Source organism: Aquabacterium lacunae (assembly GCF_004310865.1).
GTDB lineage: Bacteria > Pseudomonadota > Gammaproteobacteria > Burkholderiales > Burkholderiaceae_C > Aquabacterium > Aquabacterium lacunae.
Genome location: NZ_SIXI01000001.1, coordinates 13,652 through 35,285 on the forward strand (window position 1 = coordinate 13,652; position 21,634 = coordinate 35,285).

Here is a 21,634-nt window from a genome sequence, read left to right on the forward strand (position 1 = left end):
ACACACCGCTGAGCCCATGCCCAACAACCTTTACCTCCGTCTGGCCGCCCGTGAGCGCGACCGGCGCACCAACGTGGCGCTGGGCACCATCCTGGCGGCGGTGGCGGGCGCCATCAATGCCGGCGGGTTTCTCGCGGTGCACCGCTATACCTCGCACATGACCGGCATCGTCTCGGAGATTGCCGATTCGCTGGTGCTGGGGCAGATGGCCTACGCCATGGCCGGGCTGTCGTCGCTGATCGCCTTCATGCTGGGCGCCGCCACCACCGCCGCGCTGGTCAACTGGGCGCGCCGGCAAGACCTGCACAGCGAGTACGCCATCGCCCTGCTGGTCGAAGCCCTGCTGCTGGTGCTGTTCGGCCTGCTGGGGGCCAACCTGGAGTTGCTGGTCGATGTGTTTGTGCCCTCGACCGTGCTGCTGCTGTGCTTCCTGATGGGACTGCAGAACGCCATGATCACCAAGGTGTCGAAGGCCGAGATCCGCACCACGCATCTCACGGGCGTGGTCACCGACCTGGGCATCGAGATCGGGCGCATGCTGTACTGGAACCGGCCCGAGCCCGGCCAGAGCCTGCCACCCGTGCAGGCCGACCGCAGCAAGGTGAAACTGCTGTGCCTGATCCTGACAGGCTTCTTCCTGGGCGGGCTGGTGGGAGCCTGGGCCTTCAGCCACATCGGCTTTGCAGCCACCTTGCCCATTGCCGTCCTGCTGGTGGCGCTGGCCCTGCCGCCGCTGTGGCGAGACCTGCTGCGGCTGATGCCAGGCCACCACGGCACCCGCCACCTGCCCTGATCCTGAAAGCCTGGTTTGGATTTCCCCCGCCTGCACCGCAACCGACAGACCCTGTCCTTGACCTTCGGCTCCGACCTGCTGCAAAGCTGCATGAAGGTCGATGCGCCCACCGAACTGGTGCTGGAGTACACCCGCGCCCTGATGGCCTTCTTGCTGGTGCACCCGCAGCCGGCGCGCGTGCTGATGGTGGGCCTGGGCGGGGGCTCGATCGTGCGCTACATGCAGGCCCACCTGCCCGACACCCACCTGACCGTGGTCGAGATATCGCCCGACGTGATCGACCTGCGCGATGAATTCGACGTGCCCGCGGACGGCCCCACCCTGAGCGTGGTGTGTGCCGATGGTGCGCGGTACATGGCCCGAACCGACCTGCTGCCGTTCGATGCCATCCTGATCGATGGGTTCACGGCCGAAGGGCAACCCCCTGCCCTGGCCACACCGGCGTTTTACCGCGCGTGCCGGGCGCGTCTGGCGCCTGACGGCTTGCTGATGATCAACCTGCACGCGGCAGAACCCGCCCTGAGCGAACACCTCAAGCGCCTTCGCAAAGCCTTGGGCAGCGGAGTGTTCGACCAGACGGTGGACGACGGAGACAACCAGGTGGTCATGGCCGCGGCAGAACCTGTGTGGCAGGCCCTGGCGGCCGACTTTCAAACCCGCTGGACGCAGCTGGCCGAGGTGCACCAAAGCACCCTGGGGTCTTCCGCAGGTCGGCTCGAAAGAGCCCTTGTCAGGCGTTATCCTGCGCGGCTCAGCGAATGAAGTTTCAAGACGATGACCGGATCCTGCCTGGGTGATGCACAGACCATCACCGTGACCATCGATTGCGCCGCCCAGACGGTGTACGACGCCGTGCGTGACCCCGTGCGCCTGAGCCAGTGGGCCAGCGGCGTGGAAGCGGCCGTGGTGATCACCTTCGCGCCCGACAACAACCAGGGCGTGCTCGACCATGAGGTCTACCTGCCCGATGGCCGCCGCGTGAAGGTGCCCATGCGCGTGGTGCCCCTGCGCGGCCGCAGCGTGCTCACGCTGACCCTGTTCCGACAGCCCGGCACCAGCGACGATGAGTTCCTCGACGATGTGCAGTGGGCCCAGCGAGACCTGGAAGCCCTGCGCAACCTGCTCGAATCGTACTGACCCTTCAGACCCGGCCATGGCCTTCACCTTCTGCCCCCAATGCGCCACCCCGCTGGTCAACCGGCAAGAAGGTGAGCTGCCCCGGATGGCCTGCCCGGACGACACTTGCGGCTTTGTGCACTGGGACAACCCCACGCCCGTGGTGGCGGCCATCGTGGAGCACGAAGGCGAGCTGATCCTGGCCCGCAACAAGGCCTGGGCCGTGCCCTTCTTTGCCTTGATCACCGGCTTTCTGGAGCGCAGTGACCCCAGCCCGGCCGAAGCCGTGATGCGCGAAGTCAAGGAAGAGCTGGGCCTGGACGCGCAAGGTGCTCATTTCGTGGGGCACTACCGCTTCGAGCGGCAGAACCAGATCATCCTGGCCTACCACGTGCCGGCCACGGGTCAGATCACCCTGGGCGAAGAGCTGGCCGAGTACCGCCGCATTGCACCGGCCAAGGCCCGCTACTGGCCGGTGGCCACCGGGCTGGCGCTGCGCGACTGGCTGATCAGCCAGGGGCATCAGCCACAGGCCTTCGAGGTGCCCGACCCTCGCCCCAAGCCCTGAGGCGCACCGGGCCACACGCCCGGATGTTGGTTCCCACAATAGCGACATCGCACGCTCGTGCGTATCGTGCGGCACTTTCGAAACACCAACGAAAGCGTCCACCATGTCGTCGCCACAAGCGCGCAAGCCTCTCTACCAATCCCTGTACGTCCAGGTGCTGGTTGCCGTCATCATCGGCATCGCCCTGGGTCATTTCGCCCCTGAAACCGGCGCAGCCATGAAGCCGCTGGGCGACGGCTTCATCAAGCTGATCAAGATGATCATCGCGCCCATCATCTTCTGCACGGTGGTGGTGGGCATCGCCGGCATGGAAGACATGAAGCGCGTCGGCAAGACCGGCGGCATGGCCCTGCTGTATTTCGAAGTGGTGTCGACCATCGCGCTGGTGATCGGTCTGGTGGTGGTGAACCTGGTGCAACCGGGCCAGGGCATGCACGTGGACCCCAGCACGCTCGACACCAAGGGCATTGCGGCCTACACCGAGCCCGGCAAGATGAAGGGCACGGTCGACTTCCTGCTGGGCGTGATCCCCACCTCGGTGGTGGATGCGTTCGCCAAGGGCGACATCCTGCAGGTGCTGCTGTTCTCGGTGCTGTTCGGCTTCGCCCTGCACAAGTTCGGCGGTCGCGGCACCATGGTGTTCGATTTCATCGAGAAGCTCTCGCACGTGCTGTTCGACATCGTCGGCATCATCATGAAGGTGGCCCCCATCGGCGCTTTCGGCGCCATGGCCTTCACCATCGGCAAGTACGGCGTCGACTCGCTGGCCTCGCTGGGCAAGCTGATGGGCGTGTTCTACCTGACCTGCCTCGTGTTCATCTTCGGTGTGCTGGGCTTCATCGCCAGGATGCACGGTTTCAGCATCGTCAAGTTCATCCGCTACATCAAGGAAGAACTGCTGATCGTGCTGGGCACCTCGTCGTCTGAATCGGTGCTGCCGCGCATGATGGAAAAGCTGGAAAACCTGGGCGCCCGCAAGTCGGTGGTCGGCCTGGTGATCCCCACGGGCTACTCGTTCAACCTGGATGGCACCTCGATCTACCTGACCATGGCCGCCGTGTTCGTGGCCCAGGCCACCGACACACCCATGACGCTGACGCAGCAACTGACCCTGCTGGCCGTGCTGCTGCTGACCTCCAAGGGCGCCGCCGGCATCACCGGCAGCGGCTTCATCGTGCTGGCCGCCACGTTGTCGGCCGTGGGCCACGTGCCTGTGGCGGGGCTGGCGCTGATCCTGGGCATCGACCGCTTCATGTCGGAAGCCCGCGCCCTGACCAACCTGATCGGCAACGGCGTGGCCACGCTGGTGGTGGCCAAGTGGACGGGTGACCTCGACATGGACAAGCTGAACCAGGGCCTGAACCACCCGACCGAACAGGCCGCCCAGGCCCCGGAAGAGATCCTGGACCAGCAGGTGAGCACCATGCACATCAAGCAGGAAGCCGTCTGAGGAACTTGCTGAAGCTTCGCCGATCTGGCTCCAAGGCGCCCTGCAGGGCGCCTTTTTCATGGCCCTGCGGCTCAGCGCATCTTCAAAGCGGCTACCCGGCTCATGGCCAGGCCGGCCGCGGCGGTGCGCGTTTCAACGCCCAGCTTGGCGAAGATGTGTTCCAGCTGCTTTTTGACGGTGGCCGGGCTGCTGCCCAGGATGTCGCCGATGTCGCGGTTGGTCTTGCCCTTGACCACCCAGTACAGGACTTCACCCTCACGGGCCGTGAGGCGGAACTCCTGGGTGATGGCGTCAATGGCGGCCTGGTCAGAGCTCTCGCGCATGACCAGCAACCATTCGTCGTCGCCCACAGGCTCATGCAAAGCCACGGTCAGGCGCCGTGCGGCCTGGTTCACCACCCACTGCGGAGCGGCGGGCAACACCCCGGCCGCCTCGCCCCCCATGGCGCTCAAGGCTGCGGAAACCTCGGCCACGGCACCTTGCAGCCAGATCACCAGCTCTTCAGGGGCCACCGATTCGGGTGCATCGAACCACGACAGCATCAGCTTGCGCGCCAGCGGGGTCTGCCACAGCACCCGGCCATCGCTGACCCGTACCGTGATCGAGGCATGGCCGAAGGCATCGAGGGCGTTGCGGGCCTGCCGTGCCTGTCGCGCGCTCTGCATGTGGGCTTCGATGCGGGCCAGCACCTCGCGAGGACGCAGCGGCTTGACCACGTAATCGACCCCACCGGCCTGAAAGGCCGCCACCACGTGCTCGGTCTCGGACAGGCCGGTCATGAACACGATGGGGATGTGGGCGGTTTCCCCCTGGGCCTTCAGGCGCCGCGCCACCTCGAAACCGTCAATACCCGGCATGACGGCATCCAGCAAGATGATGTCGGGCACCACTTGCGCCGCGCGCTGCAGCGCGGCTTCCCCGTGCGTGGCGACCAGCACGGTGTAGCCGGCCTCATCGAGGGCGTCGTGCAGCAAGGAGAGATTCTCCGGCACATCGTCCACGATGAGCACGACATCGGTGCGGCTGCGATCGAGGCTCTCAAGCATGGTGGCAGGACAAGGGCAGTTCAGGCACGACAAAGGGTTGCAGCCAGGCCCGGTCAGGCCTGACGAAAGGCATTGTGAGGCTCATGGCGCCTCAGCCGCTTGTTCGGTGCCCCCCGGTTTGGAGGCCTGCTGAGCCAGCGCTGCGCCCACCGCCGAGGCCAGCAGATCAAGCTGAAAGCCTTTGGCCATGAGCCGCAGACGCTGCACAAACGCTTGAGCGCCTGGCTCGGCCGCCGCGATGCGGTCCAGTGCCTTGTGGATGCCGCGCACATAGCCCGTGTGGATCTGCTCTTCCAGCTCGCGCAGGTGGGGCTCGCTGGGCAGGGTTTCGGGCAGATCGGCCTGCATCGGCGTACGCACCGTGCGAGGCTGCACCGGATCGGCCTCGATCCACTGCAGTTGAAGGCGCCGACCCAGCCAGTCGAGCAACTCGCTCACGCGCACCGGCTTGACCAGGAAGTCTTCTGGTGTGATTCCCACATCGTTGTCCAGTCCCTTGTCAAACGCATTGGCCGAGACGATGGCTGCCGGCGCCTGGCTCAAAGCCTCCTGGTGGATGGCCCTCAGGGTGGCCCAACCGTCCAGCCCCGGCATGGCCAGGTCCATGAACAAGGCATCAGGCATCAAGGCCGACGGACCATTGCGCAGGTGCAGCAAGCATTCATCCCCCGAGGCAAAGGTCTGCACCTCGAAACCCAGCGGCGTGAGGATGCGCAACAGCAGGCCGCGGTCGGCCTCCTCGTTGTCGACCACCCACACACGCCGGCGCTCGCCCACATAGCCCGTGCGCTGCCCACGCACGGCCGGTCGCTCGCCCAGGCTGGCACGCACCTGCGGCAGAAACAGCCGGATGCGGAACAAAGTGCCCTGCCCCACCTGGCTGGTCACCGTCATCTCGCCCCCCATCAGGTCGGTCAGCATTTTGGAGATCGTCAGACCCAGCCCTGTGCCGCTGGCCGAGGCTCCGGCGGCCGATGAGCCCCGCGCAAAGGGCTCGAAAATGCGGGCCAGCTCATCGGGCGCAATGCCAGGGCCGGTGTCCGAAATGTCGATCTGCGCCATCTCGCGGGCATAGCGCACCTTGAAGCTCACCTCGCCCTGGCTGGTGAACTTCACGGCGTTGCCCAGCACATTGATGAGGATCTGGCGCACGCGGCGTTCGTCGGCTCGAACTGCCTCCGGCAGGTGGGGGTCGATGTCGGCCACAAAGCGCAAGCCCTTGCTGCGCGCCTCGTGCGCGCTCAGGCTGGTGATCTGGTCCAGCAGGTCGGCCAGACGCACGGGGCGCGGCTCCAGCGTGAGCTTGCCGCTTTCGATGCGGGCAATGTCCAGCGTGCCCTCGATCAGCGAGAGCAGGTGGTCGCCTCCACGCTTGATGATGCCCACCCCGTGTCGCACATGCTCGGGCAAGGCCTGGTCTTCGTCGAGCAGCTGCGCATAGCCCAGGATGGAATTCAAGGGCGTGCGCAACTCGTGGCTGATGGTCGAGATGTAGCGGCTCTTGGCGTGGTTGGCCTGATCGGCCTGCTGCTTGGCCTGCTGCAGCTTTTCGTCGGTGATGCGGTGCGACTCGATCTCGCGCACCAGCAGGTGGGTCTGCCGGTTCGACTCTTCCTGGGCCACCTGCCGGCTTTTGTGGGCCAGCACCAGCCACCAGCCCAGCACCCCGGCCACCAGCAGCAGCACCGAGAACACCTTGAGCAGCGCGCCCTGCAGCCAGTCGGTCATGTCGGTGGCCGACAGCATCATGCCCACATCAAGATCACGCACCTGCTGCTGGTAGACCATGCCGAACAAGCCGCCCAGCAAGGCCGACATCACCACCATCACCAGCAGGAAATGGCCCAGCTCGGTGTCCAGCCGGTGCCACAGACGCTCGGGCAACAGGCGGCGAGCCACGGCGCGCCACTGGTCAGACCACCGAGCCTGCGGCTTGCAAAGGTCTTGGCAGCGCGCATCGAGCGAGCAGCACAAGGAACAGATGTACCCCTGGTAAGCCGGGCAATGGGCGGTGTCGTCGGCTTCGTACTCGCCCTCGCACACCGTGCAGCGGTGCAAGGCCTTGATGCGGATGACCTGGCTGAGCGGCCGACCCTCCGGCCAGGGTGACAAGGGCGCGCGGGCCAGGTAGTAACGCCCCTTGGTTCCCCAGGCCAGCAAAGGCGACACCACCAGCGCCGTGACCAGGGCAATCAACGCCGAAAAAGCCTGGGCCATTTCACCCATCCAGCCCACGTAGGCCACCACCGACAGCAAAGAGGCTGCCCCCATGGCCCCCACCCCCACCGGGTTGATGTCATACAGGTGGGCGCGCTTGAACTCGATGCCTGGCGGCGACCAGCCCATGGGCTTGTTGATGACCAGGTCGGCCACCACGGCCATCATCCAGGCAATGGCCACGTTGGAATACAGGCCCAGCACCTTGCCCAGCGCCTGGAACACGTTCAGCTCCATCAGCATCAGGGCGATGAGGGTGTTGAACACCACCCACACCACCCGGCCCGGGTGGCTGTGAGTGAGGCGCGCAAAGAAGTTCGACCAGGCCAGCGAACCGGCGTAGGCGTTGGTGACATTGATCTTGAGCTGAGAGATCACCACGAACAGGGCCACCGCCGCAATGGCCCAGGTCTGGTTGGGGAAGATCTTTTCCCAGGCCACCAGGTACATCTGATTGGGGTCAAGCGCACGGTCGATCGGCACGGCGAACTGGATAGCCAGGAACGCCAGCAACGCCCCGCCCAGCATCTTCAGCACCCCGGGAATGATCCAGCCTGGCCCGCCCATGAACACGGCGGCGTACCAGCGCACACGCCTGCCGCGGCGTTCCTCCGGCATGAAGCGCAGGTAGTCGGCCTGCTCACCCATTTGCGTGATCAGGGCAATGCCCACCGTCATGGCCGTGCCGAAGCCCAGCCAGTCGAAGCCCGGGTGGTCGCCATCGCCACCGGCATAGGCCGACAGATCACTCCAGATGTTCGGGTGGTCACGGAACACATAGATGAATGGCAGCACCAGCATGACCAGCCAGATCGGCTGAGTGATGAGCTGCAAGCGGCTGATGGTGGTCACACCATGGGTGACCAGCGGGATGACCACCACCGCGCAGATCAGGTAGCCCCAGGCTGGCGGGATGTCGAAGGCCAGCTCCAGGGCATAGGCCATCACGGCCGCCTCCAGCGCAAAGAAGATGAAGGTGAAAGAGGCGTAGATCAGCGAGGTGATGGTCGAGCCGATGTAGCCAAAGCCCGCCCCCCGGGTGAGCAAGTCCATGTCGACCCCATGCCGCGCGGCATAGACGCTGATGGGCCAGCCGGCCAGCAGGATGATCAGGCCGGTGGCCAGGATGGCCCAGAACGCATTGACGAAGCCATGCTCGACCAGCAGCGTGGCCCCCACAGCCTCCAGCACCAGGAAAGAGGCCACCCCGAAGGCGGTGTTGGCCACGCGCCATTCGGTCCAGCGGCGGGCCGAGCGGGGCGTGAAGCGCAGGGCATAGTCTTCCAGGGTCTCGGTGGCGACCCAGCTGTTGTAGTCGCGCCGCACCTTGATGACCCGCTGCAGGGCCTGCCCGCCGGCATCTTCACCGGAAGGCTGTGCATCTTGGTCTGGCTTTTGCATGATGGAGGCTGACACAGCGCCAGGTATCGCAAGTTCGATGCCGCCCACACCATGGAACTCACCCCACGCGAAAAAGACAAGCTGCTGATCTTCACGGCAGCGCTCCTGGCCGAGCGCCGCAAGGCCCGGGGCCTGAAGCTCAATTACCCGGAGGCCGTGGCCCTGATCACGGCCGCCATCATGGAAGGCGCACGAGACGGCAAGACCGTGGCCGCCCTCATGAGCGACGGCAAGACCGTGCTCACCCGCGAAGACGTGATGGACGGCGTGGCCGAGATGATCCCGGAAATCCAGGTGGAAGCCACCTTCCCGGATGGCACCAAGTTGGTGACAGTGCACCAACCCATTGCATGACCGGTCACCGAATCTCCATCACACACCACCTTTGTGCACTTAAGGCGTCTTGACGCCCTATCCTGAAACACATTCGCCGCCCTGAGCATCCGAGGCACCGACATGAAGCACCGCAACCGATTCCTTCTCGCCGCGCTGACAGCACCGGCCCTGGTACACGCCCATGAGGGCCATGGCCTGCCTGGCCTGTCGCACTGGCATTCGACCGACGTGCTGGGTTTTGTGGCCATTGTGGCGGTGGCCTTTCTCGTATGGCACGGGGGGCGCAAGTGAGCGCGGGCCTCGTGCCGGGTGAACTGCTCACCGACGGGCCTGACCACGACCTCAATCTCGGGCGGCGCACGCTGACGCTGGTGGTGGAAAACGGCGGTGACCGCCCCATCCAGGTCGGCTCGCACTACCACTTCGCCGAAACCAACGGCGCACTGAAGTTCGACCGTGACGCCGCCCGCGGCATGCGCCTGAACATCGCATCGGGCACCGCCGTTCGCTTCGAGCCGGGGCAGCAGCGCACCGTTGAACTGGTTGACTACAGCGGCGACCGCACCGTTTACGGCTTCCGCGGCCTCGTCCAGGGCGCGCTCTGAGCCCTGCCGCCACCCACAGCACCCACACACCATGGCAAGCATTCCGCGACGCGCCTATGCCGAGATGTTCGGCCCCACGGTCGGTGACCGTGTCCGTCTGGCCGACACCAACCTGATCATCGAGGTCGAAAAGGACTTCACCCTGGCCGCTGGCGGCTATGGGGAAGAAGTCAAGTTCGGCGGTGGCAAGACCATCCGCGACGGCATGGGCCAGAGCCAGCGGGTCAACGGACCAGGCCCCGGCGACGCCTGCGACTGCGTGCTCACCAACGCCCTGATCATCGACCACTGGGGCATCGTCAAGGCCGACATCGGCATCAAGGCCGGCCGCATCGTCAAGATCGGCAAGGCTGGCAACCCCGATGTGCAACCGGGCATCGACATCGTCATCGGCCCCGGCACCGAGATCATCGCGGCCGAAGGCATGATCGTCACCGCAGGCGGCCTGGACACCCACATCCACTTCATCTGCCCGCAGCAGATCGAAGAAGCCCTGAACAGCGGGGTGACCACCATGATCGGCGGGGGAACCGGCCCGGCCACTGGCACCTTCGCCACCACCTGCACACCTGGCCCGGACAACATCGCCCTGATGCTCAAGGCCGCCGAGGCCTTCCCCATGAACCTGGGCTTCCTGGGCAAGGGCAACGCCAGCCAGCCCGAGGCCTTGCGCCAGCAGGTGAATGCCGGGGTGATTGGCATGAAGCTGCACGAAGACTGGGGCACCACCCCAGCCGCCATCGACTGCTGCCTGAGCGTGGCCGAAGAAACCGACATCCAGGTGGCCATCCACACCGACACGCTGAACGAATCGGGCTTTGTGGAAGACACCGTGGCCGCATTCAAGGGCCGCACCATCCACAGCTTCCACACCGAAGGCGCGGGCGGTGGCCACGCCCCGGACATCATGAAAGTGGTGGGCGAGTTGAACGTGCTGCCATCGTCGACCAACCCCACGCGGCCTTTCACGGTCAACACCATCGACGAGCACCTCGACATGCTCATGGTGTGCCACCACCTCGATGCCAGCATCGCAGAAGACCTGGCCTTTGCCGAAAGCCGCATCCGCCGGGAAACGATTGCCGCCGAAGACATCCTGCACGACCTGGGTGCCATCAGCATGTTCAGCTCCGACTCGCAGGCCATGGGCCGTGTGGGCGAAGTGATCATGCGCACCTGGCAAACCGCCCACAAGATGAAGGCGCAGCGCGGCAAACTGCCCGGTGACACCGACCGCCACGACAACTTCCGCGTGAAGCGCTACGTGGCCAAATACACCATCAACCCGGCACTGGCCCACGGCGTGTCCCACGAAGTGGGCAGCGTGGAAGAAGGCAAATGGGCCGACCTGGTGCTGTGGAAGCCCGCGTTCTTTGGCGTCAAGCCCAGCCTGATCCTCAAGGGTGGCTTCATTGCCGCAGCGGCCATGGGTGACCCGAACGCCTCGATCCCCACACCGCAACCGGTGCATTTCCGCCCCATGTTCGGCAGCTTCGGGGGTGCGCTGCACCGCAGCTCGATCACGTTCATGAGCCAGGCTGGCATCGCCGCGGGCCTGCCTGCGCAACTGGGCCTGAAGAAGCAGATCGTGGGCGTGAAGGGCTGCCGCACCGTCAAGAAGACCGACATGGTGCACAACGCCTACCTGCCCAAAATGGAGATCGACGCCCAGACCTACCAGGTGCGCGCCGACGGCGTGCTGCTGACCTGCGAGCCGGCCACCAGCCTGCCCATGGCCCAACGCTACTTCCTGTTCTGAGCGACACTGGGCGCATGCTGACCGTCAACAAACTCCTTCCGCAAGGCCAGGGCCTGGCCGCCGTGCTGCTCAAGCGTGCAGCCACCGTGCAACTCGACTGGGACGTGCGCCAGAAAAGCCGGTTTGACGCCACCGACAGCCAGGGGCGCACCCTGGGCGTGTTCCTGCCGCGCGGCACCGTGGTGCGTGGCGGCGATGTGCTGGTGGCTGAAGACGGCTCCATGATCCGCGTGGACGCCGCCCCGCAGCCGGTGCTGGTGATCACGCCATGCAGCGCCCACGGCAGCCCCTTCGACCTGACCCGCGCGGCCTACCACCTGGGCAACCGCCATGTGCAGATCGAATTGCGCCCCGACCACCTGAAGATCGAGCCTGACCACGTGCTGGCCGACATGCTGACGGCCATGCACCTGACGGTGGTGGCCCAGGAGGCGCCGTTCGAACCCGAAGCGGGCGCATACGCAGCGGGGCACGGCGGTGGGCACCACCACGGACACAGCCACGGGCACGATCACGACCATGCCCCCCACGCCCACGCCCACGCGCCCGCCAGCGCCCACGTGCACGGTCCCGGTTGTGGGCACGACCACAGCCGCGACCATGAACACGGTCATGAACACGGGCACACGCACGCACCGGCTGCTGCAGCGCCCGTGCGTGGCAAGCCGCTGGGCATCCCGGTCAAAGGTGAGACCAAACCCCACGTTCACGGCCCGGGCTGCGGCCACGACCACTGAGCCATGCCCCAGGTTGTACCCCGCGCGACACCGCTGAGTGCCGCCACCCGCCTGCAGCTGATGTGGCTGGCCAGTCCGGCCCTGCCTGTGGGTGGATTCAGCTACTCCGAAGGCCTGGAAGCCGCGGTGGACACCGGCCGCGTGCACGATGAGGCCTCGGCCCGTGCCTGGCTGGTGGACCAGCTGCACCTGAGCCTGGCGAGGGCCGACCTGGCCGTGATGGCCGCCGCCGTGCCCGCCTGGCAGCGCCAGGACATGGACCGCGTGCGTGAACTCAACGACTGGGTGGTGCACACGCGCGAAACCAGCGAACTGCGCCTGCAAGCCGAGCAGATGGGCCGCTCTCTGGTGGAATGGCTTCGTCAGCGCACGGGCGAGGCCAGGCAAGAGGCCAGCGACACCCGCCTGGCCCAATGCGCGGCCCTCCAGCCCGCCCCCACTTGGCCCGTGGCCTTTGCGCTGGCCGTGGCCCAGTGCCTGCCACCATCGGGTTCGGGCAGCGCGCACGCCACCCAGGGCGCTGCGCAGGTGCACGAGGCCTTGCTGACCTTTGCCTTTGGCTGGGCCGAGAACATGGTGCAGGCCGCCATCAAGTCGGTGCCGCTGGGTCAGACCGCTGGCCAGCGCATCCTTCAATCCCTGATCGAGGCCATTCCCGAGGCCATCGACCATGCCCTGTCGCTGCCTGACAGCCAGCGGCAGGCCTTCACCCCCATGCTGGCCATCCTCAGCAGCCGGCACGAAACCCAGTATTCACGACTGTTCCGATCATGAGCGCACTGCACAACATCCCCGGCCGCACCAAGAAACTGCCCCCGCTGCGCGTGGGCGTCGGCGGCCCCGTGGGCTCAGGCAAGACCACCCTGCTGGAAATGCTCTGCAAGACCATGCGCAACACCTACGACCTGGTGGTCATCACCAACGACATCTACACGAAGGAAGACCAGCGCCTGCTGACCGTGGCCGGCGCGCTCGACCCGGACCGCATCATGGGCGTGGAAACCGGTGGCTGCCCGCACACCGCCATCCGTGAAGACGCTTCCATCAACCTCGAAGCGGTCGACCGCATGCTGGCGCGTTACCCCGATGCCGACATCGTGTTCATCGAGTCGGGCGGGGACAACTTGGCGGCCACCTTCAGCCCTGAACTCAGCGACCTGACGGTCTATGTGATCGACGTGGCCGCAGGCGAAAAGATCCCGCGCAAAGGCGGACCGGGCATCACCAAGAGCGACCTGTTCGTGATCAACAAGACCGACCTGGCACCCCACGTGGGTGCCAACCTCGAGATCATGGAAAGCGACACGAAGCGCATGCGCCCCACCCGCCCCTTCGTGATGACCAATCTGAAGACCCAGTCGGGCCTTCAGGATGTGATCGCCTTCATCGAAACCAAGGGGCTGCTCAAGGCCGCCTGAGCGGCCATCGCAAGGTCACACTCAGGCACGGTCCTTCGCTGAAAGACCAGCTGCCGCCGTGAAGGTCGAGCACGCGTCGCACGATCGACAGGCCCAGTCCCGATCCGGTCCGGCCTTGGGTGTCGGCGGCTCGGGCAAAGCGTTGCCCCAGGTGAGCCCGAATGTCAGGGGCAAGGCCTGGCCCCTGATCCTGCACCGACACCCACAAAGCGTCATCCCGACTCTGCACACACACGAGCACTTCTGTGCCCGCCGGTGCATGGCCCACCGCGTTGTGCACCACATTGCGCAAGGCAGCGCGTATCCACAGGGGCTGTCCACTCATGGGTGGCAAACGCTCACTTGGGCCTGAAGGCTCCAGTGCCAGCCCAACGCCCAGTGCGTGCGCGGATTCAAACTCGTCCGCCACCACATCGCGGCACAGGCCCAGCAGGTCGATGCTGTCCTGCCAGCCTGGCACTGGCACAACGCCACCGCTGTGGTGGTCCAATCGGGCCAGCAGCATCAACTGCCCGGTCAGGTCGGTGGCGCGCCGAAGCGCATCGGCGGCCTTGTCCAGGGCATGCTGACGTTCGGATTCGGAGCTTGCTCCGCGGGCCACCGTCAACTGCGCGACCGCACCCGCCAAGGGCGTGCGCAATTCGTGGGACGCATCGGCTGTGAAACGCTGCTCACGGGTCAGGGCCTCTCGCAAACGCTCCAGCAGCGCGTTGACTTCTTCCACCAGGGGCTCGATGTCTCGCGGCACATCGCCCACATCGATGGCTGAAAGGTCATGCCCGGCGCGCTGCCTGACCGACTGCACCAGCGTCCTCAAGGGTGCCAGCGCACGAGACACCCCCCACCACATCAGCGGCCACAGCAGAAGTGCTGTGACCACCAAGGGCAAGGCCAGCCCGACCCCCATGGCCAGCGCCAGCTCATCGCGTTCTTCGAGGGGAATGCTCACGGCCATCCAGCGCCCGTGCTCTGGCTGGTGCCACCAGCGCACTCGGTGGTGGTCGTCTCCGCCGACATGCCCGACCGAAGCGAGTCTGTCACTCGGTAACCTCTCGCTGAAATGCAAGGCCGGTGCGCCGGGACTGCGGTACAGCAGGGCCCCGGCCTCATCCCAGACCATCACCCCGAAATCCGGATCGTCGTCAACACCCAGCGCGGCTGCTTGCACTTTCTGCATGTCATCGATCAAGGCCGGGGTGGAGAGTGCCCCAAGGGGCCTAACCACATCACGCATCTGGGCGTCGTAGATCTCGTCGAGTTCGTGAAGCACCGACCACCAGCTCACAGAACCGATCGCCACCCACAATGGCAAGGCAATGGTCAACACCGTGCGCGTCAGGCGCGAACGCAAGGTGCTCATGCCTGAGCCTTGTCGGGGTTGAGCACGTAACCCACACCACGAATGGTGCGGATCCAGTCGGGGCCCAGCTTGCGCCGCAGGTGGTGCACATGCACTTCCACGGCATTGCTGCCAATTTCATGCCCCCAGTCGTACAGCGCCTCGGCCAGCTGCTCCTGCGACATCGGGCGCCTAGGCTGACTGATCAGCCGCACCAGCAAGGCGAACTCTTTGGCCGACAGCTGAACAGGCTGCCCGGCTAACGTCACGGCATGCTCAGCCGGATCCACACACAATGCACCCCACTGGTAAGCCGGTGCAGCCTGCCCTGCGGCCCTGCGGATCAGTGCACGCAGGCGCGCACCCAGTTCCTCCAAAGCCACAGGTTTGACCAGGTAATCGTCCGCACCGCTGTCCAGCCCCGAAATGCGATCTTGCAAGGCATCACGCGCCGTCAGCATCAGCACCGGCAACCGGCCATCGCGAGCACGCAAGGCCTGAAGCACTTCCAGGCCCGAACGCCCAGGCAACCCCCAGTCGAGCACCAGCGCATCGAAGGCTGTGTGGCTCAATGCGGCGGCGGCCTGGTCGCCCCTTCGCAACCAGTCCACCACCCAGCCTTGCTGACGAAGACCCTGCTGCAGGCCCTCTCCCAGGTGTTCATCGTCTTCGATCAGCAGTATTCGCATGGGCAACAGTGTTGACAGACAGGGCACGCAATCCGTCGTGATGGTACGCCCAAGCTGCACTCTGGTACCAGCTGATGGCATCGGCCACATCATCCCAATCCATCGCCGCTGGCTCGGGCGTGGCGTGCCCATCGAGCACCTTCACGACATGCGCGCCTTCGCGAGGGTCCAGGCGCAGCAACCGGTCACCCCGGAGCACGCCAAGATCCTGATAGGTGCTGATGAAGGCGCGTTCACGCCCCGGCTCCAGGTCCATCAGGTCATGGCCCATGAACCGGCTGTGGTACCTGAACTTCAGCAGGCCCAGCAGGGTGGGCGCCAGGTCGATCTGACTGGCCAGCCTGCCTTCTTCACGCGGGGCCACCAGGCCGGGAGCAAACACCATCGCCGGAATGTGATAGCGCTCGACAGGCAGGTCGGTCTTGCCTGCACTGGAGGCGCAGTGGTCGGCCACGATCACGAACAAGGTGTGCGCAAACCACGGCTTGTGAGACGCTCGGTCGATGAAATCTCCGATGGCCCAGTCGGTGTACTTCACCCCCCCATCTCGCCCGGTTTTCGAAGGAATGTCGATGCGCCCCTCCGGATAAGTGAACGGGCGGTGGTTGGACGTGGTCATCACGTGCATGAACGAAGGCCGCCCCCTCGCATGGGATGCATCAGCCTGACGCAAGGCCAGCGTGAACAGGTCTTCGTCGGCCACGCCCCAGATGTTCTCGTGGTGCACTTCGGCAGACACCATGGCCCCACGGTCGACCACCTCATAGCCATTGGCGCTGAAAAATGCGTTCATGTTGTCGAAGTAGCCATAGCCGCCATACACATAGCGCGTGTCATACCCTTTGTCATGAAACACCTGCCCGAGTGTGAATAGCCCCTCGTTGTGCGGCCGTTTCACGATCGACTGGCCCGGCGTGGGTGGCACAGCCAGGGACAGGGCCTCCAGGCCACGCACCGTGCGCGTGCCCGTGGCGTACAGGTGGGTGAACAACAAGCTTTGCCTGGCCAGGGCATCCAGCCGGGGCGTGAGGCCCTGGCGGTTGCCGAATCGGGCCATGAAGTCCGCCGACAGGCTCTCGACCGAGATCAGCACCACATTCCAGCGCTTTTCAGCCTCACCGTAATCGACCCGGCGGGTCAGGTCATGCGGATCGTCGCTGGCCAGACGCGCATGAGGCGTCGGCAACTGTTGACGCATGCGTCGAAGCGCCTCTTCGGTCGGCAGGCTCTGGTAGAAATGTTCGTAGTCCAGTTCGTTGTGCCGCAAGGCAGAGAAGAACTCGAACACGCCGTTGCCGCTGAGCGACTGGTCCTGGGGGTGGCTCAGGCTGTGCTTCCACGAGGCCTGCCCCATCCACAATCCCAGGGCACACAATGCCAGCCGCAAGACCATGGGCCACACGCGGTCGCGCATCACACCGCCAGCCGGCGCGGCTCTCTCGGCGAGCCAGACGCGCCGATTCAGGGCCACCAGCCCCATCGCCACCAAGGCCACTGCGCTCAACCAGAGCCCGACCGGGTACGACTCCCGGATGTTGCCGATCACTTCGTGGGTGTACAGCAGGTAATCCACGGCGATGAAATTGAAACGCGTGCCGAACTCTTCCCAGAACACGATTTCAGAAGCCGCCACACACAACAACAGGAAGCACCACAGGACGTAACCGGCCGACAACCAGAAACGTCCCAAAGGGTGGGCATAGGCTCGACGAGGCCACACCGCCAGAAACACCGCCAGCGGGGCGCAAAAGGCCAGCCCGGCGATGACATCAAAGGCCAGCCCGAGGCCCAGCACATGCAGCACCGACCACCAATGGAGGTCCGCCCGATCGCCTGTGTGGAGCAGCAACCCGAGGCGCAGCACGGTGGACAGGGCAATGAAGCCCATCAGCAGGCGCCACCAGGGCGCCCAGATGCCAGGCCGAGGCCTTGCGGAGCAGACGTTCATGGGCGCCCTTTCACCATGGCAACCACCAGGTTGCGACGCACCCGCCAGCCCTCCAGCATGGCACCAGCCACATGCAGGGGCACCAGGGCCCACAGGGTGCTGGCCAGCAGTTCATGGCCATCCTCCAGCCACTCTGCACCCCACCAGGCGTCCTGCTGCATCATCCAGCCACTCAGTCCCAGACCGAGCAGCACCGACCAGAATGCAAGCACCATGCAAGCCCCCAGGGGGTTGTGACCCACCCCGTGGGCTTGCCGGTCACCCGCCAGCAAGAGCCGCACATGCAGCAACACCTGCGACGGGCGCGGCCACCAGGCCGACAGGCGTGCCGGGCTGTGCCGTGGTGCGAGCAGCAGGCCCCAAGCCAGCCTTGCCAGCACCAGCAGAGCCACCGTGTACCCCGCCCAACGGTGCCAGCGAGCGCCCTCTTCATTGAGCAGATTGAACGCCACCAGCAAGGCCACGGCCCAATGCGTGCTCCGGACAAGCCGGTCCCAGGCCATGGCTCAGTCCTTCTCGGTCTTGATGGCCTTGCCGGTCACCGGATCGAAGTAAATCTCGACCCGGTGACCGTCCTTGTCCTTGCCATAGATCTCGTAGCAGGACTTCTCTTCCTTGAACTTCCGGATCTGGTAGCCCTGGGCCTTGAGCTGGGCCTGGAACTTTTCCGCAGGCTGCCACTGTGACTTGGGCGCCTCGGTGCAGGTGGGGGATGCCCAGACGGTGCTGGTCAACAGGCCAGCCAGCAGGGCGGCCGCAATGCGTGAACGGGTCATGTGAAATCTCCTGAGGTCTGAAGGTCAGAGCCCGGATTTCACAACACCCACCTTAAGGCCACCTTAAAGGGCCACAAAGGTGGCTACACTAGCGGCCCAGCAGATGTGGGCAACCCCCATCCGCCTGTCGCCCCGCGCACTCTCCGTAGTTCAATGGATAGAACGGCCGCCTCCTAAGCGGCAAATACAGGTTCGATTCCTGTCGGAGGGACCAACGCATCGCAGCGTTGATCTCTGCCTTGGGGGTCATGCTGGCAGCGAGATCAGTGCTGCAGGTCTGAAGTGGCCACCAGCCAGGCACCCACCAGCTTGGCCTGCTGCTCGGGCGCATGGCGCGCTGCATCCATCAGCTGAGCCTCGCGGTCGCCAAGCTGTCCGAGCTTCATCAAGGTCTGGCGGTATTGCGCCAGGTGAGTCTCGTCGCGGAACACCAGTTCAGGCTGGGGCTGAGTCTCCAACGTCACAGCCGCACCTTGCGCCTCCAGCAGGTCGAGCAACCCAGCCACCTGCGCAATGATGTCGCGCTCGACCTTGAAGAAACTGGTCATCACGTGGGACGCAGGCGTCGAAGCCTGCAACAAGCGCCGGCGGGCATCGTCGGCACGGATGGCTTCGGGTTGATCGCGCAACCAGGTGGACAAGCCCTCATCCAGGTGAGCCTGTACGCTGGCGTCCTGGCGGATCAAGGCTTCAAGGGCCTGGTCAAGCTGCACCAGACGCTGCCGGATGGCCGTCCGGCCTTTGGACGTCACCAGGTTGGGCGGGGTCAACCAGTCTCCCAGGCCGATCACTTCGACCTGCGCCTGGTAAGCACCCAGGGCCTGATCCCGCTGCCTTGCGGCGTCCACCAGAGCCTGAATCAATGGCTGAAACTCTCCGGCGCTGTGCTGATCGAGCAACTCGTCGCTGGGCAACTCGCCCTGATGCAAGCGCAGCAAGACCGGCTCCAGTCGTGCCAGTTGCTCAGAGAAGGCCTGGTTGGCGTCATCGGGAGACCCCTGACGCCACCACAGCAGCACCGACAACAGCACGAGGCCCAGGCCCAAGCCCAGCGCTGCCCACCAGGCCAACGCTGTTCGGTCCATGGGTTGTTCCCGTACTACCACTCGCATGACGCGCAATTCCGATCGACGGCCTCTGATGGCTCGGCCGCAAGGCCGCTATTTCACATCATGCCCGGCCCCGGGAATCTGTAACAGCATGCAAACCCCTTGATCCAAGGGCTGCATCAGACGCTCGTGCCCCGTCACTGAGGGGGCGGCGCGTCCGGGATTCGCAACTCTTCCACCATGTACCCTTCTTTGGTCAGGGCCAGACGCAGCCACTCAGGCTGGCGTCCAACGCCGTCCCAGGTGTCACCTGTCAAGGGGTGTCGGTACTTGTGCGACGCTGGCGGCGGTGGTGCCACGGGTGCCCTGCGCTCGCCCTCGGCCATGGGGACATGCAGTTCATCAGGCGTGATATGCCAGAACGCCATCAGCTTGCGGATGGACAGGATCGCAGCTTCTTGCTCAGGGGTTTTGTCGGCCATGTGCGGAACAGGCGGTCTCAATCCATCCATTGTCGACCCTAATGTTCGCAAGGTTTTGACCGATAGTGCTCAGGAGCCCACAGAACAACTGCTGGACTCTGCAGGTATGCCATGTCGGCGATGCCTGCCCACGCAGCAAGCGAGAGGAGCACGGTCATGCGCCTGAACACCCCAGTGGTCGACAAGGAGTTTCCATTTCCGCCAGGTGAAACATTGGTGTCCACCACCGATCTGAAAGGCCGCATCACCTATTGCAATCCGGCCTTCATCCTGGTCAGCGGCTATCAACGGGAGGAACTGCTGGGCCAGCCGCACAACATGATCCGGCATCCGGACATGCCCGAGGAGGCCTTCCGGGACATGTGGCAGACCATCGAGGCGGGCCTGCCCTGGTCGGCGCTGGTGAAAAACCGCCGCAAAGATGGCACGCACTACTGGGTCAAGGCCAATGTGACGCCGCTGATGGAGGGTGACCAACCCGTGGGCTTCATGTCGGTGCGCACTGCGCCTGAACGGTCCGATGTCGAAGCCGCAGAAAAGCTTTACCGTGACATGCGTGCGGAAGCGCAATCTGGCCGCCGTGTGCACACCCTCTCTGGGGGGCACGTCCACCGCAACGACCTCAGCGGCCGGCTGCAGCGGCTGATGCGGCTGGGCCTGACCGGCAAGGTAGCCGGGCTTTGCATGGCCGCTGCCGGCCTGGGCTTTGCCGCGGGTGCAGGGCTGAGCGCCGACGTGCCCGCCTGGCAATTGGCGCTGGGGTTTCTGGCCAGCGTGGTGCTGCTGGGTGCGCCGGCCGCCTGGGCAGTGACCGAGCTCACGGTGGCCCCCCTGGACCGCCTGCTGGATTTTTCCAACCGGATGGCCGCTGGCGACCTGACGTCCAGCATTGCGGTCTCGCGCAACGACGTGTTCGGCAAGTTCGGCAACGCACTCAACCAGCTCAATGTGAACCTGCGGTCCATCGTCCGTGACGCGCGCACCGAGGTCGAACAGATGCTGCTGGCCACCCGCGAAATCGCAGAAGGCAATCAGGACCTGTCCAGCCGCACCGAATCACAGGCCAGCAGCCTGCAGGAAACGGCCGCCTCCATGGAGCAGATCACCGGCACCGTCAAGACCAGCTCCGACACGGCCAGTCAGGCCGCCAGCCTGGCCCAGCAAACCACGGCGGTGACCCAGCGCACCAGCCATGCCGTCGGCGAGATCACCAGCACGATGCAGGGCATTGAAGAGTCGTCCAGGCGCATCGGCGAAATCATCCAGGTGATCGACAGCATCGCCTTCCAGACCAACATCCTCGCGCTCAATGCCGCAGTGGAAGCCGCTCGCGCAGGCGAACAGGGCCGGGGCTTTGCCGTGGTGGCCGCCGAAGTGCGGGCGCTGGCCAGCCGAACTGCCACAGCCGCCAAAGAGGTCAAGCATCTGATCACCGATTCGGCCGAAAAGGTGGGTGCCGGCAGCCGCATCACCAGCGCCGCGCAGCAGACCATGCAGGAGGCCCTGCAATCGGTACAGGGTGTGAACCACCTGGTCGAATCGATCAGTCACGGCGCCCATGAGCAGCTCAGCGGCATCTCGCAGATCAACTCGGCGGTCGCGCAGCTGGATTCGATCACACAGCAGAACGCTGCCGCCGTGGAGCAGATCGCCGCAGCGTCCATGGCACTGGCCAGCCGGGCCAAGGTCGTGGCCGAGACCGTTCAGGTGTTCCGCCTGGACGACCACCCGCAGCGCACCATGCCCGATGCGGTGGCCCTGCGCAAAGCACACAAACCTGCCATCGCATCCAAGGCATCCGCCCCTGCCCAGGCACGCGCTACCGCACAACCTGCGTTGTCGATGGCCGACGGCGACTGGGAGAGCCACTGACCGCGCGCCTACACTGAGGGGCTCTGAGGGCCC

General features: G+C 65.2%; 22 protein-coding genes and 1 tRNA gene. 14 read left to right on the top strand and 9 right to left on the bottom strand.

Features of this window, described 5'->3' with window-relative positions; translation table 11 throughout:
- The first annotated feature begins 16 nt into the window (after nucleotides 1-16).
- The 5 genes from EYS42_RS00050 (at nucleotide 17) to EYS42_RS00070 (ending at nucleotide 3,927) form a co-directional block, all read left to right on the top strand.
- On the top strand, nucleotides 17-793 hold the full coding sequence (locus tag EYS42_RS00050; RefSeq protein ID WP_130965836.1) for a YoaK family protein: 777 nt from the start codon (nucleotides 17-19) through the stop codon (nucleotides 791-793).
- Between the two features lie 15 nt (nucleotides 794-808).
- On the top strand, nucleotides 809-1,555 hold the full coding sequence (locus EYS42_RS00055) for a fused MFS/spermidine synthase (protein ID WP_130965838.1): 747 nt from the start codon (nucleotides 809-811) through the stop codon (nucleotides 1,553-1,555).
- A 12-nt stretch (nucleotides 1,556-1,567) separates the two neighbouring features.
- A complete protein-coding gene (locus EYS42_RS00060; RefSeq protein ID WP_130965839.1) occupies nucleotides 1,568-1,930 on the top strand; it encodes an SRPBCC family protein in 363 nt (120 codons plus the stop codon).
- A 16-nt stretch (nucleotides 1,931-1,946) separates the two neighbouring features.
- Nucleotides 1,947-2,477: an NUDIX domain-containing protein gene (locus tag EYS42_RS00065; protein ID WP_130965840.1), complete on the top strand. Its 531-nt coding sequence runs from the start codon at nucleotides 1,947-1,949 to the stop codon at nucleotides 2,475-2,477.
- A 103-nt stretch (nucleotides 2,478-2,580) separates the two neighbouring features.
- Nucleotides 2,581-3,927 carry a dicarboxylate/amino acid:cation symporter gene (locus EYS42_RS00070; RefSeq protein WP_130965841.1) on the top strand — a complete coding sequence of 449 codons (1,347 nt, stop codon included), beginning with the start codon at nucleotides 2,581-2,583 and terminating at the stop codon, nucleotides 3,925-3,927.
- Nucleotides 3,928-3,998: 71 nt separating this feature from the next.
- Here EYS42_RS00070 and EYS42_RS00075 read toward each other — a convergent pair whose 3' ends face one another.
- Together EYS42_RS00075 and EYS42_RS00080 are read right to left on the bottom strand one after the other, a co-directional pair.
- Nucleotides 3,999-4,973 (bottom strand): response regulator transcription factor, encoded by a 975-nt coding sequence (locus EYS42_RS00075; protein ID WP_130965843.1) that lies wholly within the window; start codon nucleotides 4,971-4,973, stop codon nucleotides 3,999-4,001.
- 81 nt (nucleotides 4,974-5,054) lie between these two features.
- Nucleotides 5,055-8,591, bottom strand: coding sequence for a hybrid sensor histidine kinase/response regulator (locus tag EYS42_RS00080; RefSeq protein WP_130965845.1), 3,537 nt, complete (start codon nucleotides 8,589-8,591; stop codon nucleotides 5,055-5,057).
- 51 nt (nucleotides 8,592-8,642) lie between these two features.
- On the opposite strand from EYS42_RS00080, the gene EYS42_RS00085 reads away from it, so the two are divergent.
- From EYS42_RS00085 to ureG, 7 genes are all read left to right on the top strand, one after another.
- Entirely contained in the window at nucleotides 8,643-8,945 is a 303-nt protein-coding gene (locus tag EYS42_RS00085) for an urease subunit gamma (RefSeq protein ID WP_130965846.1), read from the top strand.
- 102 nt (nucleotides 8,946-9,047) lie between these two features.
- A complete protein-coding gene (locus tag EYS42_RS17005) occupies nucleotides 9,048-9,218 on the top strand; it encodes a hypothetical protein (protein ID WP_165456582.1) in 171 nt (56 codons plus the stop codon).
- Complete coding sequence (locus EYS42_RS00090; RefSeq protein ID WP_245503442.1) at nucleotides 9,215-9,532, top strand: urease subunit beta; 318 nt, start codon at nucleotides 9,215-9,217, stop codon at nucleotides 9,530-9,532. The genes EYS42_RS17005 and EYS42_RS00090 overlap by 4 nt, the downstream gene beginning before the upstream one ends.
- Nucleotides 9,533-9,563: 31 nt before the next feature.
- The gene (gene ureC, locus EYS42_RS00095; RefSeq protein WP_130965848.1) at nucleotides 9,564-11,291 is read left to right on the top strand and encodes an urease subunit alpha; all 1,728 of its coding nucleotides are present in this window, start codon (nucleotides 9,564-9,566) and stop codon (nucleotides 11,289-11,291) included.
- A gap of 14 nt (nucleotides 11,292-11,305) precedes the next feature.
- A complete protein-coding gene (ureE, locus tag EYS42_RS00100) occupies nucleotides 11,306-12,028 on the top strand; it encodes an urease accessory protein UreE (protein ID WP_130965849.1) in 723 nt (240 codons plus the stop codon).
- A 3-nt stretch (nucleotides 12,029-12,031) separates the two neighbouring features.
- Entirely contained in the window at nucleotides 12,032-12,802 is a 771-nt protein-coding gene (locus tag EYS42_RS00105) for an urease accessory protein UreF (protein WP_130965850.1), read from the top strand.
- Nucleotides 12,799-13,446, top strand: a complete 648-nt coding sequence (ureG, locus tag EYS42_RS00110) for an urease accessory protein UreG (protein ID WP_130965851.1) — start codon at nucleotides 12,799-12,801, stop codon at nucleotides 13,444-13,446. The genes EYS42_RS00105 and ureG overlap by 4 nt, the downstream gene beginning before the upstream one ends.
- On the opposite strand, the gene EYS42_RS00115 is transcribed toward ureG, so the two are convergent.
- From EYS42_RS00115 to EYS42_RS00135, 5 genes are read right to left on the bottom strand one after another with little or no spacing between them, the layout of a single operon-like run.
- Complete coding sequence (locus tag EYS42_RS00115; protein WP_130965852.1) at nucleotides 13,433-14,806, bottom strand: ATP-binding protein; 1,374 nt, start codon at nucleotides 14,804-14,806, stop codon at nucleotides 13,433-13,435. The two genes, ureG and EYS42_RS00115, sit on opposite strands and share 14 nt — an antisense overlap.
- A complete protein-coding gene (locus EYS42_RS00120; protein ID WP_130965853.1) occupies nucleotides 14,803-15,474 on the bottom strand; it encodes a response regulator in 672 nt (223 codons plus the stop codon). Before EYS42_RS00120 ends, EYS42_RS00115 begins: the two co-directional genes overlap by 4 nt.
- Entirely contained in the window at nucleotides 15,446-17,422 is a 1,977-nt protein-coding gene (locus tag EYS42_RS00125) for an LTA synthase family protein (RefSeq protein ID WP_130965854.1), read from the bottom strand. Before EYS42_RS00125 ends, EYS42_RS00120 begins: the two co-directional genes overlap by 29 nt.
- Nucleotides 17,419-17,925 carry a cytochrome b/b6 domain-containing protein gene (locus tag EYS42_RS00130; RefSeq protein WP_130965855.1) on the bottom strand — a complete coding sequence of 169 codons (507 nt, stop codon included), beginning with the start codon at nucleotides 17,923-17,925 and terminating at the stop codon, nucleotides 17,419-17,421. The genes EYS42_RS00125 and EYS42_RS00130 overlap by 4 nt, the downstream gene beginning before the upstream one ends.
- Nucleotides 17,926-17,928: 3 nt before the next feature.
- Entirely contained in the window at nucleotides 17,929-18,198 is a 270-nt protein-coding gene (locus EYS42_RS00135) for a PepSY domain-containing protein (RefSeq protein ID WP_130965856.1), read from the bottom strand.
- Between the two features lie 139 nt (nucleotides 18,199-18,337).
- On the opposite strand from EYS42_RS00135, the gene EYS42_RS00140 reads away from it, so the two are divergent.
- Nucleotides 18,338-18,412: transfer RNA gene (locus EYS42_RS00140), tRNA-Arg, on the top strand.
- Between the two features lie 49 nt (nucleotides 18,413-18,461).
- Here the strand turns inward: EYS42_RS00140 and EYS42_RS00145 are convergent.
- The gene (locus EYS42_RS00145; protein ID WP_130965857.1) at nucleotides 18,462-19,283 is read right to left on the bottom strand and encodes a hypothetical protein; all 822 of its coding nucleotides are present in this window, start codon (nucleotides 19,281-19,283) and stop codon (nucleotides 18,462-18,464) included.
- A 161-nt stretch (nucleotides 19,284-19,444) separates the two neighbouring features.
- A complete protein-coding gene (locus EYS42_RS00150) occupies nucleotides 19,445-19,729 on the bottom strand; it encodes an H-NS histone family protein (protein WP_130965858.1) in 285 nt (94 codons plus the stop codon).
- A gap of 156 nt (nucleotides 19,730-19,885) precedes the next feature.
- On the opposite strand from EYS42_RS00150, the gene EYS42_RS00155 reads away from it, so the two are divergent.
- Nucleotides 19,886-21,601, top strand: coding sequence for a methyl-accepting chemotaxis protein (locus EYS42_RS00155; RefSeq protein WP_130965859.1), 1,716 nt, complete (start codon nucleotides 19,886-19,888; stop codon nucleotides 21,599-21,601).
- Nucleotides 21,602-21,634 lie beyond the last annotated feature (33 nt).

Excerpts from the sequence above, each read along its gene's own strand:
- EYS42_RS00060 (WP_130965839.1), top strand. The coding sequence starts at position 1,568 with ATGACCGGATCCTGCCTGGGTGATGCACAGACCATCACCGTGACCATC.
- EYS42_RS00125 (WP_130965854.1), bottom strand. The coding sequence starts at position 17,422 with ATGAACGTCTGCTCCGCAAGGCCTCGGCCTGGCATCTGGGCGCCCTGG.
- EYS42_RS00050 (WP_130965836.1), top strand. The coding sequence starts at position 17 with ATGCCCAACAACCTTTACCTCCGTCTGGCCGCCCGTGAGCGCGACCGG.
- EYS42_RS00130 (WP_130965855.1), bottom strand. The coding sequence starts at position 17,925 with ATGGCCTGGGACCGGCTTGTCCGGAGCACGCATTGGGCCGTGGCCTTG.
- EYS42_RS17005 (WP_165456582.1), top strand. The coding sequence starts at position 9,048 with ATGAAGCACCGCAACCGATTCCTTCTCGCCGCGCTGACAGCACCGGCC.
- ureC (WP_130965848.1), top strand. The coding sequence starts at position 9,564 with ATGGCAAGCATTCCGCGACGCGCCTATGCCGAGATGTTCGGCCCCACG.
- ureG (WP_130965851.1), top strand. The coding sequence starts at position 12,799 with ATGAGCGCACTGCACAACATCCCCGGCCGCACCAAGAAACTGCCCCCG.
- EYS42_RS00120 (WP_130965853.1), bottom strand. The coding sequence starts at position 15,474 with ATGCGAATACTGCTGATCGAAGACGATGAACACCTGGGAGAGGGCCTG.
- ureE (WP_130965849.1), top strand. The coding sequence starts at position 11,306 with ATGCTGACCGTCAACAAACTCCTTCCGCAAGGCCAGGGCCTGGCCGCC.
- EYS42_RS00115 (WP_130965852.1), bottom strand. The coding sequence starts at position 14,806 with ATGAGCACCTTGCGTTCGCGCCTGACGCGCACGGTGTTGACCATTGCC.
- EYS42_RS00080 (WP_130965845.1), bottom strand. The coding sequence starts at position 8,591 with ATGCAAAAGCCAGACCAAGATGCACAGCCTTCCGGTGAAGATGCCGGC.
- EYS42_RS00145 (WP_130965857.1), bottom strand. The coding sequence starts at position 19,283 with ATGGACCGAACAGCGTTGGCCTGGTGGGCAGCGCTGGGCTTGGGCCTG.
- EYS42_RS00075 (WP_130965843.1), bottom strand. The coding sequence starts at position 4,973 with ATGCTTGAGAGCCTCGATCGCAGCCGCACCGATGTCGTGCTCATCGTG.
- EYS42_RS00085 (WP_130965846.1), top strand. The coding sequence starts at position 8,643 with ATGGAACTCACCCCACGCGAAAAAGACAAGCTGCTGATCTTCACGGCA.
- EYS42_RS00150 (WP_130965858.1), bottom strand. The coding sequence starts at position 19,729 with ATGGCCGACAAAACCCCTGAGCAAGAAGCTGCGATCCTGTCCATCCGC.
- EYS42_RS00135 (WP_130965856.1), bottom strand. The coding sequence starts at position 18,198 with ATGACCCGTTCACGCATTGCGGCCGCCCTGCTGGCTGGCCTGTTGACC.
- EYS42_RS00155 (WP_130965859.1), top strand. The coding sequence starts at position 19,886 with ATGCGCCTGAACACCCCAGTGGTCGACAAGGAGTTTCCATTTCCGCCA.
- EYS42_RS00070 (WP_130965841.1), top strand. The coding sequence starts at position 2,581 with ATGTCGTCGCCACAAGCGCGCAAGCCTCTCTACCAATCCCTGTACGTC.
- EYS42_RS00065 (WP_130965840.1), top strand. The coding sequence starts at position 1,947 with ATGGCCTTCACCTTCTGCCCCCAATGCGCCACCCCGCTGGTCAACCGG.
- EYS42_RS00105 (WP_130965850.1), top strand. The coding sequence starts at position 12,032 with ATGCCCCAGGTTGTACCCCGCGCGACACCGCTGAGTGCCGCCACCCGC.